This window comes from Pseudoduganella sp. R-43 (assembly GCF_049913255.1).
In the GTDB taxonomy this organism is placed as follows: domain Bacteria; phylum Pseudomonadota; class Gammaproteobacteria; order Burkholderiales; family Burkholderiaceae_D; genus Rugamonas.
In genome coordinates this window covers 617,988-631,577 of record NZ_CP183988.1, presented here as the reverse complement: position 1 = coordinate 631,577, position 13,590 = coordinate 617,988, and the positions used below count along the sequence as shown (strand labels likewise).

14 protein-coding genes are annotated in these 13,590 nt (G+C 66.6%); 2 read left to right on the top strand and 12 right to left on the bottom strand.

Features of this window, described 5'->3' with window-relative positions:
* Positions 1 to 2 precede the first annotated feature (2 nt).
* The 10 genes from ACN9M3_RS02935 to ACN9M3_RS02890 form a co-directional block, all read right to left on the bottom strand.
* Complete coding sequence (locus ACN9M3_RS02935) at positions 3 to 1,346, bottom strand: CpaF family protein (RefSeq protein WP_426167403.1); 1,344 nt, start codon at positions 1,344 to 1,346, stop codon at positions 3 to 5.
* Between the two features lie 13 nt (positions 1,347 to 1,359).
* Positions 1,360 to 2,535 (bottom strand): AAA family ATPase, encoded by a 1,176-nt coding sequence (locus tag ACN9M3_RS02930; RefSeq protein ID WP_426320448.1) that lies wholly within the window; start codon positions 2,533 to 2,535, stop codon positions 1,360 to 1,362.
* Positions 2,536 to 2,557: 22 nt separating this feature from the next.
* A complete protein-coding gene (locus ACN9M3_RS02925; RefSeq protein WP_426320446.1) occupies positions 2,558 to 3,118 on the bottom strand; it encodes a TadE/TadG family type IV pilus assembly protein in 561 nt (186 codons plus the stop codon).
* Complete coding sequence (locus ACN9M3_RS02920; RefSeq protein WP_426320444.1) at positions 3,108 to 3,545, bottom strand: hypothetical protein; 438 nt, start codon at positions 3,543 to 3,545, stop codon at positions 3,108 to 3,110. Before ACN9M3_RS02920 ends, ACN9M3_RS02925 begins: the two co-directional genes overlap by 11 nt.
* Positions 3,542 to 4,945 (bottom strand): pilus assembly protein TadG-related protein, encoded by a 1,404-nt coding sequence (locus ACN9M3_RS02915; protein ID WP_426167395.1) that lies wholly within the window; start codon positions 4,943 to 4,945, stop codon positions 3,542 to 3,544. Before ACN9M3_RS02915 ends, ACN9M3_RS02920 begins: the two co-directional genes overlap by 4 nt.
* Entirely contained in the window at positions 4,942 to 6,315 is a 1,374-nt protein-coding gene (locus ACN9M3_RS02910; protein ID WP_426320442.1) for a type II and III secretion system protein family protein, read from the bottom strand. The genes ACN9M3_RS02915 and ACN9M3_RS02910 overlap by 4 nt, the downstream gene beginning before the upstream one ends.
* A 9-nt stretch (positions 6,316 to 6,324) precedes the next feature.
* Positions 6,325 to 7,182: a Flp pilus assembly protein CpaB gene (gene cpaB, locus ACN9M3_RS02905; protein ID WP_426320440.1), complete on the bottom strand. Its 858-nt coding sequence runs from the start codon at positions 7,180 to 7,182 to the stop codon at positions 6,325 to 6,327.
* Complete coding sequence (locus ACN9M3_RS02900) at positions 7,179 to 8,468, bottom strand: ATP-binding protein (protein ID WP_426320438.1); 1,290 nt, start codon at positions 8,466 to 8,468, stop codon at positions 7,179 to 7,181. Before ACN9M3_RS02900 ends, cpaB begins: the two co-directional genes overlap by 4 nt.
* Positions 8,469 to 8,534: 66 nt before the next feature.
* Positions 8,535 to 8,972 (bottom strand): A24 family peptidase, encoded by a 438-nt coding sequence (locus tag ACN9M3_RS02895; protein WP_426320436.1) that lies wholly within the window; start codon positions 8,970 to 8,972, stop codon positions 8,535 to 8,537.
* Positions 8,973 to 9,018: 46 nt separating this feature from the next.
* Positions 9,019 to 9,192 (bottom strand): Flp family type IVb pilin, encoded by a 174-nt coding sequence (locus tag ACN9M3_RS02890; protein ID WP_426167385.1) that lies wholly within the window; start codon positions 9,190 to 9,192, stop codon positions 9,019 to 9,021.
* Between the two features lie 298 nt (positions 9,193 to 9,490).
* Here ACN9M3_RS02890 and ACN9M3_RS02885 point away from each other — a divergent pair, with 298 nt between their 5' ends.
* The gene (locus tag ACN9M3_RS02885; RefSeq protein ID WP_426167383.1) at positions 9,491 to 10,537 is read left to right on the top strand and encodes a GGDEF domain-containing protein; all 1,047 of its coding nucleotides are present in this window, start codon (positions 9,491 to 9,493) and stop codon (positions 10,535 to 10,537) included.
* Between the two features lie 9 nt (positions 10,538 to 10,546).
* Here the strand turns inward: ACN9M3_RS02885 and ACN9M3_RS02880 are convergent, their stop codons facing one another.
* Positions 10,547 to 11,767: an HD-GYP domain-containing protein gene (locus tag ACN9M3_RS02880; protein WP_426167381.1), complete on the bottom strand. Its 1,221-nt coding sequence runs from the start codon at positions 11,765 to 11,767 to the stop codon at positions 10,547 to 10,549.
* Positions 11,768 to 11,836: 69 nt separating this feature from the next.
* Between ACN9M3_RS02880 and ACN9M3_RS02875 the strand changes: the two genes are divergently transcribed.
* A complete protein-coding gene (locus ACN9M3_RS02875; protein WP_426167379.1) occupies positions 11,837 to 12,766 on the top strand; it encodes a LysR substrate-binding domain-containing protein in 930 nt (309 codons plus the stop codon).
* 4 nt (positions 12,767 to 12,770) lie between these two features.
* On the opposite strand, the gene ACN9M3_RS02870 is transcribed toward ACN9M3_RS02875, so the two are convergent.
* A complete protein-coding gene (locus ACN9M3_RS02870) occupies positions 12,771 to 13,457 on the bottom strand; it encodes a substrate-binding periplasmic protein (RefSeq protein ID WP_426320432.1) in 687 nt (228 codons plus the stop codon).
* Positions 13,458 to 13,590 lie beyond the last annotated feature (133 nt).

The window sequence follows — 13,590 nt, the reverse complement described above, 5'->3', positions numbered from 1 at the left end:
CCCTATTCGTAGACTTTGCCGGGATCGAAAACGCTGTCGGGCACCGGCACGCCGAACATGCGCAAGCGTTCGGCAAAGCGCGGCCGCACGCCGGTGGCGAAATAATGGCCCTGCACCTTGCCCTGGGCATCCACACCGGTCTGCTCGAAATGGAAAATCTCGTGCATGGCCACGGTGTCGCCCTCCATCCCGGTGACTTCCTGCAGGCTGACCAGCTTGCGCGTGCCGTCGGTCAGGCGCGAAAGCTGCATCACCACCGTGATGGCGGAGCAGATCTGCTGGCGCGCGGTGCGCGGCGTCAGGTTGGCGCCTGCCATGCCGACCATGCTCTCCAGCCGCGACAGCGCGTCGCGAGGCGAGTTGGCGTGGATCGTTGCAAACGAGCCTTCATGGCCCGTGTTCATGGCCTGCAGCATGTCGATCGCCTCGGCGCCGCGCACTTCGCCCAGGATGATGCGGTCGGGACGCATGCGCAGCGCATTGCGCACCAGCGCGCGCTGCGTCACCTCGCCCTTGCCTTCCACGTTCGGCAGGCGCGTTTCCAGGCGCACGATATGCGGTTGGCGCAGTTGCAGTTCCGCCGCGTCCTCGATGGTCACGATGCGTTCGCTGGCCGGGATGAAGCCGGACAGCACGTTGAGCAGCGTGGTCTTGCCGCTGCCGGTGCCGCCGGAGATCAGCACGTTCAGGCGCGCCTGGCCCAGCGCCTTCAGCACTTCCGACATGGGCGGCGTCAGGCTCTTGAACTCCAGCAGTTTTTCCATCGACAGCGGCTGCGCCGAGAAGCGCCGGATCGACAGAATCGGCCCGTCCACCGCCAGCGGCGGGATGATGGCGTTGACGCGCGAACCGTCCGGCAGGCGCGCGTCGACCATCGGGCTTGATTCATCCACGCGCCGGCCCACGCGCGACACGATCTTTTCGATGATCTTCATCAGGTGCGTGTTGTCGTGGAAGCTGATGCCGGTCAGTTCCAGCCGTCCGGTGCGCTCGACGTAGACCTGGGCATGGGTATTGACCAGGATGTCGGACACGCCGGGATCGGCCAGCAGGGGCTCCAGCGGGCCGAAGCCCAGCATCTCGTTCTGGATGTCGAGCACCAGCTTGTGGCGTTCACCCTGGTTCAGCACGATGCGCTCGTCCTCCACGATGCGCGCCACCAGAAGCGCCAGTTCGTGCTTGAACTGTTCCGGCGTCAGGCGCTTCAACCGCTCCAGGTCGATGCGCTCCAGGATCATCTGGTGCATGGACTTCTTCAGCTCCTGGTAGGCGCCGTCGGCCATCGCCGGTGCGCTCGGCGCCTGCGGTTTTTCATCGCCCAGCGCCAGGCGTTCTCGCAAGCTCATGGTCGGCTCCCCATCAATGTTCGGTTTCGGCGCGGCCAAACAGCCGGTCGAACAAGCCCTTGCTCTCGGGCAGGCGGCGTTCGGTCACCGCCTCCACCAGTTCCGCCAGGCTGCGCGCCACCGGGCTGCTGCGCGCCAGCTGCAGCAGCGGAATGCCCTGGTTGACCGAGTCGGTGGCGGACAGGTAGTCGTTCGGCACCGTATGCAGCACGTCGGCGCCCAGCGCCTGCTCCAGGTCGGCCAGGCGCAGCTTGCCGCCCTTCTCGTAGCGGTTGACGATCAGGCGCGTGCGCTCCTGCGGATAGCCGAGCGAGCGGAAGATGTCGAGAAGGCGGCGCCCATCGCGGATGTCGGGCAGCGCCAGTTGCAGTACCGGGTAGATGGCGTCCGCCTGGTCCAGTGCGCGCAGCGACAGGGCATCGATCTGGCGCCCCACGTCCAGCAGCACGTAGTCATAATGCTGGCGCGCCACGCGCAGGATGGCGTCGATATGGTCCGGCTTCATCTGGGTCGCCAGCGCCGGGTCGTCGGCTGCCGCCAGCACGCCGTAGCCGGGCGCCACGTGCACCAGGCACGACTCCAGGAAGGCCGCGTCGAGGCGGCCGATCTGGCCGCAGATATCGGACAGGGTCATGGCCGGCTTCTGGTCCGACACGTACAGCGTGGCGTCGCCGAACTGGCCGTGCAGGTCGAGCAGCAACACCTTGCGCCCGGCCAGCGCCGCCAGCGCATAGCCGAAGTTGGTGGCCAGGAAGGTGGCCCCGCTGCCGCCCTTGCAGGAAATGAAGGCCAGCGCCTTGCCCTCGCGTACGGCGGTCACGCCGCGCTCGATCTCGATGCGGTCCAGCGCTTCGTGCAGGGCCCGATGCACCAGCGGCAGTTGCAGCACTTCGCGCATGCCGACGCGCATGGCGCGGATCAGCAACTCGTGCTGCGGCGCGCGCGTCAGCAGGATAAAGGAGGTGTCGGGATAATGCCGCGACAGCGGTTCCAGCAGCTCGGCCTGGGCCGGCTCCACCTCGCTGGCATCGAACAGCACCAGTTCGGGCGGCTGCGGCAGCAGCCGTTCCACCGCATCGCGCAGGTCGCGCCGCGTGGCTGCCAGCTGCAGCGCCGGCAGGCGCGCCGAGCCCTGCGCCGCCAGTTCGGCCTGCAACCGTTCGTCATTGCTGATCAACAGCGCTTTCATGGGACCTCCTTTGCGTGCAGGTTCAGGGACAAGGCGCCTGGCCCGGCGTGTAACCCAGCGACTCGGCAGGCACCAGGGTGGTGGCAGAAGGCATCAGGTCCGGTACCGGCACCATCGGCAGCAAGGGCTCGTAAGCCAGCGTGGTGCAGGCGGCGCCGCTGCCGCACAGGCGCACCCGCACCATGCTGATGCAAGCCGGGCCATGTGGATCGCGCGCGCAGTTGATGCGGTTGGCCAGCGGGCAGGCCGGCAGCAGCGGCAGCGGCGCCAGCACGCCGGCGGCGTCCTGCCACAGGTATTCGATGCGGATATTGGCGCTGCTGACGTTGGGCGCCAGCGGCAGCGCGCCGTCATCGCTGCGAAACAGCGCCGCCTGGCGCAGCGCCTGCATGGCCGCCGGATTGCTGAAGTCCGTGATCGCGGCGGCACGCGCCGCGCGCTGGGTCACTTCGGGCAGCGTGTTCCACACGAACAGCAGGCGGCCGTATTCGAAGATGGCGAACAGCATGGGCATGAACACCGCGCATACCAGGCCGAATTCAACGGTGGCGCTGCCGCGCCGGCGGGCTGTCCTAGTTGTCACGGCCGGCCTCCGCGTACACGACCAGGTTCACCGCGGGATGGCCCAGTTCGACCACGGCCTGGCTTTCGACGGTCAGCATCACGCCGATCTTGCTCGGGACCATGCCCGGCAACAGCTGGTCGCAATGCCCGATATCGCACATGAACTCGACGTGCCATGCCTGGGGACCGATGTTGGCGGCGGACAGGGTTTGCCCGATCATCTGCTGGGCGCTGTCCAGCGCCACGGTGCGCCGGCTGCTGTCGCGCAGGCTCTCGAGCGGCACCTGGGACAGGAAGCGCGCGGCGTTGCTGGCGGCCCGGTCCGCCGCCGCGCCATCGATCGCCAGGTGTCCCATGTTCAGGGCGAGCGCCAGCAAGGGCGCCAGCCCCGCCATGACCAGGGCGGCTTCGATGGCGGCCACGCCGCGGCAGCGCAGGCGCTTCATCGCAGCAGCTCCACATCGGTTGCCAGCGCTGCCACCTCCTTCGCGCTGAGGATGCCGGCAAACTCGCCCGGCACTTCGGTGGCCGAGGCCTGGGCCGTCATGAAGAAGCGCGCTACCGCCAGCACCGTGCCGTCCACATTCGCGCCAGCCGGAAGCGGGCAGGCCAGCAGGGGCACGTAGAGCAGGCGCCGGTCCTTGCGGCCCGGGTTCCCGGTGGGCGCGGTCATGAAGCCGGTGTTGTTGTACACGCCGCCGGCTGGCCAGCTGGTGCCGGTAGCGCTGAATGCCGGCGACCCGGGATACAGGCTGTTCCAATGGGAGAACTGGAAGTTGCTGTTGTTGCTGCGCCTGGCGGGACCGTAGGCCCACAGCGTGCCGTACTGCGCCGGGGGGATGGCCGGCAAGGGATAGGCGCCGTCGGCCACGCTCACCAGGGGCTTGCCGGCCGCGGGCGTGCTGGCGGCGGCCGCAGCCTGCGGCGGGTAGCTGCTGATCCAGCTCGCCAGGGCGCCGCGGTACTCGCGCACATTGCTGTCCGGCGGCGCCGTGTAAGGGTCGCAGCCGTCGCTGCCGCCGTAACTGCCGAAGCGGGAGTTGAGCTGCTGCCACAGGTCGAAGCCGGCGTTGCGGCGCACATGCAGCGCGCCGGCCAGCGAGTTGTAGGCCAGCTTGCCGGCACACATGAACGGCGCCACCTGGCTGCTGTCGGTGCTGGACGGCAGCGCCGGGCTGCCGGGCGGGCTGGCCGGGTCGACCAGGAAGTACTCGCCGCTGCTGGCGCCCGGCGCCGGGTTCAGGGCCAGCAGGTTGTAGGCGACGCCGAAACGCAGGCCGTACTCGATGCGTTCGTCCAGGCCGGGGCCGTTGTAGCGGGTGGCGACCGCGCTGCTGCTCGGCGCGCAGATCGCCAGCGGCAGCACGCGCAGGCCATTCGGCCCGGCCACGGCGCGCGCTCCCACCGTCGTGGCGTCGCTGCCGCCCAGCAGGCGGCCGAAAGCAACCGGCAGCATGGTGAAGGCTTCCCCCTGCGCGGCCATGTCGGCGCGCGCATAGCGCAACTCACCGGGCGCGCCCTGGGCCGCACTGTATTCCAGCCAGGGGCCGTCCGGGCCCGCAGCAAACGACAGCACGGCGGTATTGAGCCAGACCCGTCCCACACCGCGCACCTGGCGGTTCGCCACCACCACGCTGGCGGCGGAACCTGCCATGACAATGCCGCTCGCGCTGCCATCCAGCTGCTGCGCCGCGCTCAGCGCGACCGTATCGGCAACTTGCTGCAACTGGCTCTGGCGCTGGAAGGCCATCGACAGCTCCAGCGCCAGGCCGCAGACGCCGATCGCCAGCGGCAGCACCAGGGCCGTCATGACCAGCAGCGCGCCGCGCTCATGTTTGCGCTTCATTTGCGTTCCCCCGTGTCCGGCGCCGGCTCGCTGTAGGACTTGCGGTAGCGCGCCTGGGCCGCCGCCGCCGCCGCGCCATCGAGCCCCGCGCCCTCGCCCTCCGGCTTGACCAGGTGGGCCGTGATGACGAACAGCAGTTCGCTGCGGTCGTTCTGGAAGTCGGTGCTGCGGAACAGCGCGCCCAGCACTGGTATCTCGCTGAGAAAGGGCACGCCCTTGATGTTGTTGACCTGGGTATGCCGGATCAGGCCACCGATGGCAAAGCTCTGGCCATCCTGCAGCTGCACCGTGGTGCTGGCGCGGCGCGTGGTAATCAGCGGGAAGATGGCGCGCCCGCTGAAGCTGCCGTTGCTGACGCCGATGCCGTCGCGCGACAGTTCCGACACTTCCGGCGCCACCCTCAGGTTGATGCGGCCGCCGGCCAGCACGGTGGGGGTGAATTTCAGGCCGACGCCGAATTCCTTTTCCTCCAGCGTGATGCGGTTGTTTTCCTGCGCCACCGGCACCATCACCTTGCCGCCGGCGAGGAAATTGCCTTCCTGCCCGCTCATGGCCATGACCGTCGGCTCGGCCAGGATGCGCACTTGGCCATCCTGCCGTTCCGCTTCGAGCCGCACGCTGCTGCCGTTCGATTTCGACAGCGACAGGCCGCTGCCCAGCGTGCCGCTCAGGAAGTCGGCCAGCACCATCGCCGTCCAGCTGCCGCTGGCATGGCGCAACGCCAGGCCCGCTTCCAGCTTGTCGAGCAGGGTCTTCGACACTTCCGCCACCTTGACTTCCAGCTTGACCTGCTGCGGTGCGCTGACAGCCAGCAGGTTCACCAGGCGCGGCCCAGGCGCCGACGCTTGCGCCGGCGCGCCTTCCTTGCGCGCCAGCGGCTGCGGCGCCTGGCGCACAAACGCTTGCGCCAGGTCCAGCACTTGCGCCAGGGTGGCGCCGTCGCTCACGCTGCCGCTCAGGGCAATGGCGTCGGCTGCGGCGCTGACCTTGATGCCGCGCTCCTGCGGCAGCAGCTCCGCCAGGCTGGCGCGCAGCGGCGAGACATCCAGGCCCACCGCCACTTCCACCACGCTGCAGGCGCCGGACCGGCCCTGCACGATCAGGTTGGTGCTACCGATGTCCGCGCCGACCAGGTACAGCGTATCGGGCGCCACCAGCGTTGCCTGCAGCACGTGCGGGTTGCCGATGCTGCGCCCGTTCACGGTGTCCGGCAGGCGCATCAGGGTTGATTTGCCGAGTTCCAGCGCCAGCTTGCCGGGAACGGCGGGAGAACCGGCACAGTGCAGGTTATCGCCCAGCGCGGAGGCGGCCGGGAGTAGGGACAGGGTCAGGGCCAGCGCGGCTGGCAGGCAGGTAGGTGCGGATCGCATGGCGCCTCCTCACAGGCATTCCTTGCTGCTGCGGTTGCCGTCGATGACGCCGATGCAATAGCGCGCCGGCTCGGCGGAGGGAGGCAAGGCAGCTCGCGCCAGGCGCGGCGCCGCAGCTGCTGGCGCGGCAGCGGAAGCCGCTGCCGGCGCCGGCGCCATCCCAGTGCCAAGCACGCTATGGCGCGTGGCGCCGGGCGTGGCGCCCGGCTGCGGGTCGACCTGGTTGCGCAGCGCCAGCGACAGCGTGCCGACGCTGCGCGCCAGGTCAAGCTGCTCGGCCTGGGCGGGCGTGACTTCCAGCGTGACGGCATTGACCACGCGCGGCTTGGTGTCGTCGCGCGCCACTTCCTGTGCCACGGCCAGGACCAGGATCCGTTCCAGCACGATCTTCGACACGGCCGTTTCATTGACGCCGTTGCTGCCGTTGTGCTGCGCCGGCGCATACACCAGGATGTCGACGAAATTCCCCGGCAGGGCAAAGCCGGCCACGCCCACCACGTCGTTGACGCGCACCGTGATGGCGCGCTTGCCTTCCGCGATCAGGGCCGACAGGCCGCCCAGCGTGCCGGCCGGCGCCAGCTTGGCCTCCGTCACCGGCTCGCCACGCTGCACGCTGGCTTTCAACACGCGGCCCGCCAGCGCCGCCGGCTCGCGCTGGGCGCCGGCCGGCATGCTGCCGGCCGGCCACTCGGCCAGCGCCAGCATGTCCGGCGCCAGGCGCTGGCCCAGGCCGACATCGGCAGCCGCCACCGCGATGCGCACGGTGGACGTCGCGGGCTGGCGCAGCCAGCGCGAGGCCAGCAGCACGGCGGCCAGGCCCAGCACCGCTGCCAGGGACAGCATCAGCAAGCCGCGCCGGCCCTTCATACGGCACCATCGGCAAACATGCTGGACCAGGCCTGGTCCAGCGTGGCGGGATTCAGGCTCGGCACGGTGCCGGCAAAGCCGGCGAATTCAGCCACGCGCGCCACGATTTCACGCGGCAGGCTGGCCAGCAAGGGCTGGCCGCTGCCCCGGTGCAGTTCGCCGACCAGGTAGGCCAGCGCCGCTTCGTCGGCCTCGATGCCGCGCGCCCGGCATTGCTGGCGCAGCAGGCTGCGGTAGCTGGCTTCCGGCAGCGGTCCCAGCGCCACCTTGTAGCCGATGCGGCGCAGCGCCGCGCCATCAAGCAGGGTGTGCGGCGCCAGGTTGGTGGCGAAGGCCAGCGCCGCCTGGCATGGCACGCTGAAGGCATGGCCGCCTGGCAGCGCAAGCTGGTCGGTGCCGCTATCGAGCAACTGTGCCAGGCGGTTCAGCAGCGCGGCAGCCGGCACGCGCTGGCGGCCCAGGTCATCGATGATCAGCAGGCCGTGGCAAGCCTTGAGCTGGGGCGGCGCCAGGTAGCAGCCGCCGGCAGGATCGTGGCGCAAGTCCAGCATGGCGCCATCCAGCTCCGCGCCCAGCTGCACCACGGGGCGCTGGCACAGCAGCCAGCGCATGTCGCCGCTGCGTGCGCCGGCAGGCCGCCCCGGCAAGGGCAGGGGCGCCAGGTGCACCGCCGCGTCGTAAAGCTGGATGATGGCGCTGCCTACCGCCACCGCATACGGCACCGCCACCACGCCTTGCAGCAGGCGGCCCAGCTTGCGCGCCAGGGTGGTCTTGCCGCTGCCGGAAGGCCCGTACAGGCAGACCGAACGTCCGGCATGCATGGCGGCGCCCACCAGTTCATGGATGCGCGGCGGCAGGCAGTCGTCGGCAAACACGCTGGCCACGTCGGCCGCCAGCACCGGCGGCAGTTGCAAGGCCTGGCGCTGCAGCTGGGCGCGCCAGGCTTCGAGCGGGACCGGCGCCGGGCCGACATAGGGCGAGCGGTCCAGCCATTCCGCTGCGCGCTGGCGGCCGATGCCGGTGAGCTGGTACTGCACGTCGATTTCGGAATCGCCGCGCCACGCCACATCCACCACTTGCTCGCCTTGCAGGCCGTCGAGCACTTCGCGCAGCACATTGATCGACAGGCGCAGGCGGCTGGTCAGCACCGACAGGTGGCATTTGCCGGCGCCCAGCAAGGCCTTGCCCGCCAGCTCGGCCAGCATGGCCGGTTCCAGGCCGGTGTCGCGCACCGTGCGCGGCGGGTTTGGCAACAGCGGCTGTTCATCGTCTGCAAAATCGATCATGGTGTCCTCCTGTTGGAACCGATGATAGCCATGGGTTTCCGGTTGGATATTGAGGCGGAGCAAAGGTCAGCGATGCGCCAATGCAACGCTGGCCAAGGTGCCGGCCGCAATCGCCACGGCATACGGCATGCCTTCCGCCTTGGCGCCGCGCCAGCGCGCCAGTTGCAGGCAGAACAGCGCCAGCACCCCGCCTGCCAGCGCGCTCAGCAGGGCAAGCTGCAGCGCTTGCCAGGGCCCGACGAAGCTGCCTGCCATGGCCGCCAGCTTGACGTCGCCGGCGGCCATGCCGCCCAGTGCATAGAAGGGCAGGAACAACAGCAGGCCCACTGTCGCGCCGGCCAGCCCCTGCGCCAGCAGCGCACTGTTGCCGCCCAGGTAGCAGTGGAGTGCCAGCGCCAGCAGCAAGCCTGCCGCCACCAGCACGTTGGGGATCCGGCGCCAGGCCAGGTCCGACGCTGCCGCCTGGAGCACCAGGCACAGCAGGATGATTTCGAGTCCGCTCATGGTAAAAGGCTGGCTGCCCGGCCGCCGCCGGGCGCCAGCCACCCCATCAAGGCGTCAGTGCATCGACCACGTCGTTGAACACGGCCTTCAGCTCGTTCGAGACGCTGGTCATTGCCGTGCCTACTGCCAGTGCAATCAGCGAAGCGATCAGGCCATACTCGATTGCCGTCACGCCCCGCTCATCCCTGATGAACCGCCTCACTGCCGAAAGTGCTTTCATGATGATCTCCTTCGCTAGGAAAACTCTGACGCCTGGGCTGCGCATCATTGGCTTTACTATAGGAGCCATTCCTACGAACAAGTTGATATTGCGCAAGCTTTCCGCACAGAACTTTTTCTCGCTGTGCGGTGTTCTATGTCAAACTGGAGGCATGGAAGCTGTGTTGCAATGAGGTCGCGTTTTTACATGAAAGTGCGCAAAGTTAATTGCCGAGAATACAAAAAAGATTTATCCTGATCAGCTATTCTTTAGAAAGCCCCTTGCTTTGCCGCTGAGCGCCTAGTTACCGGACACTCACATGGATTCCCTTCTGAAACATATGGTGGACATGACCGGCCACCGCGATCACACGATGCTCGACATCTCGGTGATCTCGGCGGTAGCGGAACTGGCGTCTGCCACGCAGGCACGTGTGCTGAGCATCGTCAATGTGCGAGGCCAGCTCTACGTCCGTTCGCGCGCCGTGATCGAGCAAGGCCGCCCTGCGCGCATGGAGGAGTACCTGGACCCGGCCATCCCGGGCGACCCGGTCAGCATGTTCCCCGCCCTCGCGCGCTGCCTGGCGCACCACGAATCGAGTGCCGACCACATGTCGCCCGAGGGTGAGCACACACTCTGGCTGCCGATCTGGATGGGTGACAAGGCTGATACCTGCCTGGAAATCGTCAATCCGACGCCGTATACCAGCGATACCATCCACATCATCGGCGGCATCGTCAGCGTCTACCGCAATTTCCAGAACCTGCTCGACTACAGCGAGCGCGACTCGCTGACCGGCCTGCTGAACCGCAAGACCTTCGACGACCAACTGGCCAAGATGCTGCAGGCCTCAGCCGAGCACGACGTGCTGGCAGTGCCGCCGGACGGCCTCGAGCGCCGCAATCCGCAAGAACAGGAAAAACAATGGCTGGCCGTGGTCGATGTCGATCATTTCAAGGCAGTTAACGACAAATTCGGGCATTTGTACGGTGATGAGGTGTTGATCCTGATCGCCAACCTGCTGCAATCATCCTTCCGCGCCCAGGACCGCGTGTTCCGCTTCGGCGGCGAAGAGTTCGTGGTGCTGCTGCGCTCTTCCACGCTGGATAACGCCAAGAAAATCATCGAACGCTTCCGGATGAACGTGGAACAGCACGAGTTCCCGCAAGTTGGCCAGGTCACGGTGAGTGTCGGCTTCGTCAGCATCAGCGCCTATGAAGCGCCGGTGATCATCCTCGGCCGCGCCGACCAGGCCCTGTATTACGCCAAGAGCCATGGCCGCAACATGGCCTGCCATTACGACGAGCTGGTCAGCGGCGGCCAGCTGCAGACCGTCGAATCCAACGATACCGCCGAATTCTTCTGAGGTTCGGGCTCAGGCCAGGGTCAGGAAGCGCATCGGGTCCACCTGCCATTTCGATGGCGATTCATGGCCCACGATCTTGTCGCCGCCGCCGAAGCCCAGGCCGCGCGACAGGTCGACCGTTTCCGGCTTGATGTAGACATTCTTCTTCGTGTTGAAGAACACGTTCACCTTCGGCGCCAGCAGGTTGCTTTCATGCGGCTCGACCACCACGCCGAGGCGGCCTGACTCCAGCATCACCAGCGTGCCGACCGGGTAGATGCCCACGCAGCGCATGAATTCCTGCACCAGCTTGGCGTTGAAATGGTGCTTGCTCCACTCGTAGATCTTGCGCAGCGCCGCTGCTGCCGGCAGGCCCTTGTGGTACACGCGGTCGGCCGTAATGGCATCGTACACGTCGACAATTGCCGCCATCTGCGCGATTTCACTGATATCGTCGCCGGCCAGCTTGTCCGGGTAGCCGGTGCCGTCGCGCCGCTCGTGGTGGTGCAGCGTGATGTCCAGCGCCAGCGCCGGCACGTCAGGGGACTGTTTCAGGATATTGAAGCCATCCATCGGATGCTTCTTGATGATGGCGAATTCTTCGTCGGTCAGCGGGCCCGGCTTGTTCAGGATCGCATCCGGCACCAGGGCCTTGCCGGTATCGTGCAGCAGGCCGCCGAGGCCGGCTTCGCGAATGATGTCCTGGTCCATATTGCGCGCATTGGCGAAGGCCACCAGCAAGGCGCACACGCTGACCGAATGCAGGAAGGTGTAATCGTCCTTCGACTTGATGCGCAGCAGTCCCAGCAGGGCGCCCGGGTTGCGCAAGATCGATTCCGTGATGTTCTGCACCACCGGCTGCACCGAGCCGATCTCGATAGCCTTGCCGAGGCGGGCATCGGCCATCACATTGCGCACCACGCCGGCTGCCTGGCTGCGAATCTGGGCCGCGCGCTGCAGTTCCTCACCCAGGGAAGTGCGGATGATGCGCGAGGGTTCCTTGGCGATCTCTTCCACTTCGCGTTCGGTGGCCGCCTGGGCCTCGGCCAGCGAGGGCGCATCCTCCACGTCCAAGCCTTTGGACGCATCGATCACCACGTCATGGATGCCGGCCTGGATGATTTTCTGGATCTGCTCCTGGCTGGAAATCTCGAAGCGGTTGCGCACAAACGGATGGGTCATCCAGTCGCAACTGAGGTCGTGGATATACATGCCGACCTTTAACTGCGCCGAATCGACTTTCTTTAACATGGTGAGGCTCGCGAAGTAATTGCGTGAAGAACGTTAGAATAAGTATACACAATGTTATCCTACGGGAATATGGAACTCCGCCAGCTGCGTTACTTTGTAGCAATCGTCGACCACGGATCGTTGTCGCGTGCCGCACTGGTATTGCATGTTGCACAACCTGCCCTGACCCAGCAGCTACGCCAGCTCGAAGAAGAGCTGGGCGCCCAGCTCCTGCACCGCAGTGCCCAGGGCGTGGTCAGTACCGATGCCGGCAAGGTGTTCTATGACCATGCGCAGGCGATCCTGAAACAGGTGGCCGACGCCCGCTCCGCCGTCACCCAGTCGGCCCGCCCTTCCGGCAGCGTCACCATGGGCCTGCCGCACAGCATTTCCGGCGCCCTGGCGCTGCCCCTGCTCACTGCCGCGCGCGAGCAATATCCCGACATTACGCTGCAGTTGACCGAAGAACTGACCGGAAACCTGGCGGAACAGCTCAAAAGCGGACGTGTCAACCTGGCTGTGCTGTTCGACGACGGCCAGTTGACGCCGTTTTCCACCACCCCCCTGGCGGAAGAAGAACTGCGTTTCATCTGCCGTCACGACGCGGTGTGGTTCACCGACAACAAAACCGTCACGCTGCAGCAAGCCCTGAACACCACCCTCATCTTGCCGGGCCTGCAACATGGCGTGCGGCCGCGCATCGAGGCCATGGCACGCGCCGCCGGGCTGGTGATCGGCAATGTCATCGAAATCAACTCGATCGCCATCCTGAAGTCCGCCATCATGGCAGGCATGGGCGCCACGATCCTGCCGGTAGCGCCGGTCTTGCCCGAAATCGAACACGGCCAGATGCGCAGCGTGCGCATCAACAGCCCTGCCATCAGCCGCACCGTGGTGTTGTGCGCATCGCGCAACATTCCCCTCACCAATGCCGCCAACGCGATTGCCGCGCTGACGCAACAAGTCGCCACCGACCTCTGCCAGCGCAATACCTGGCCCGGCGCCCGCCTGCTCGGTTGAGCGATTAGATCAGCTTATGTCTTGCAAGGATGCGGCGCAAGGTGCCGTCCGCCCGCATTGATTCCAGTGCGCGCTGGAACTTGGCAATGTCGGTGTCGTCGAAGTCAAGAGAGCCTGCCAGCCAGGCCGTGGTGGTGCGTAGTGGAACGCTGGTTTCGAAATCGCGTTCACCGGAGCCGTGGCCTTTCAGCGAGGCGGAAATGATGCGGCGCTCGCCGAAGGCGGCGTCGGCCATTCCGCCCAGCAGGAAACGGTGCACTTCATCGATTGAACTGGCTTCGACCAAGTGCTTGAAGCCCAACTCTTTCAGGATCGCTGCCTGGGCGGCGCCGCGCAGCAAGGCAATGCGCTTGTCCTTCATCTGCTCGATTGGCAGCAGCTTGCCGCGCACAGCCAGCAGCACGTAGTTCTCCTCAAACAGCGGCACCAGCCAGCGGTATTGCGCCTCACGCTCGGGCAAGCGGGTCAGAGGATAGATGGCCGTTGCCGGCATGGTGGTGGCCAGGAATTGCGCACGGCGCCAAGGCACGAACTGGGTTGCCGGCGCCACGCCGGCCCGCTTGCACAGCTCGGCTACCAGTTCCTGCAAACCGCCGGGCTGGCCGCTTTCATGCACGAGCGAGGGCAAATGGCTGGTCACCAATTGCATCTTGCGCGCCACGCCGGCAAACGCCCCGATTGGGCTGGTCAAAAACACTGCTGCCGCCATCAGAATTGTTCGTCGAGCCATCATTTTTTCTTATACCCCCATCCCCAAACCATATTTCCGTATACGTAAAGTAAACCGTAAACTTGACCGCTGAAAAGGCCTGCACACCCGCAGG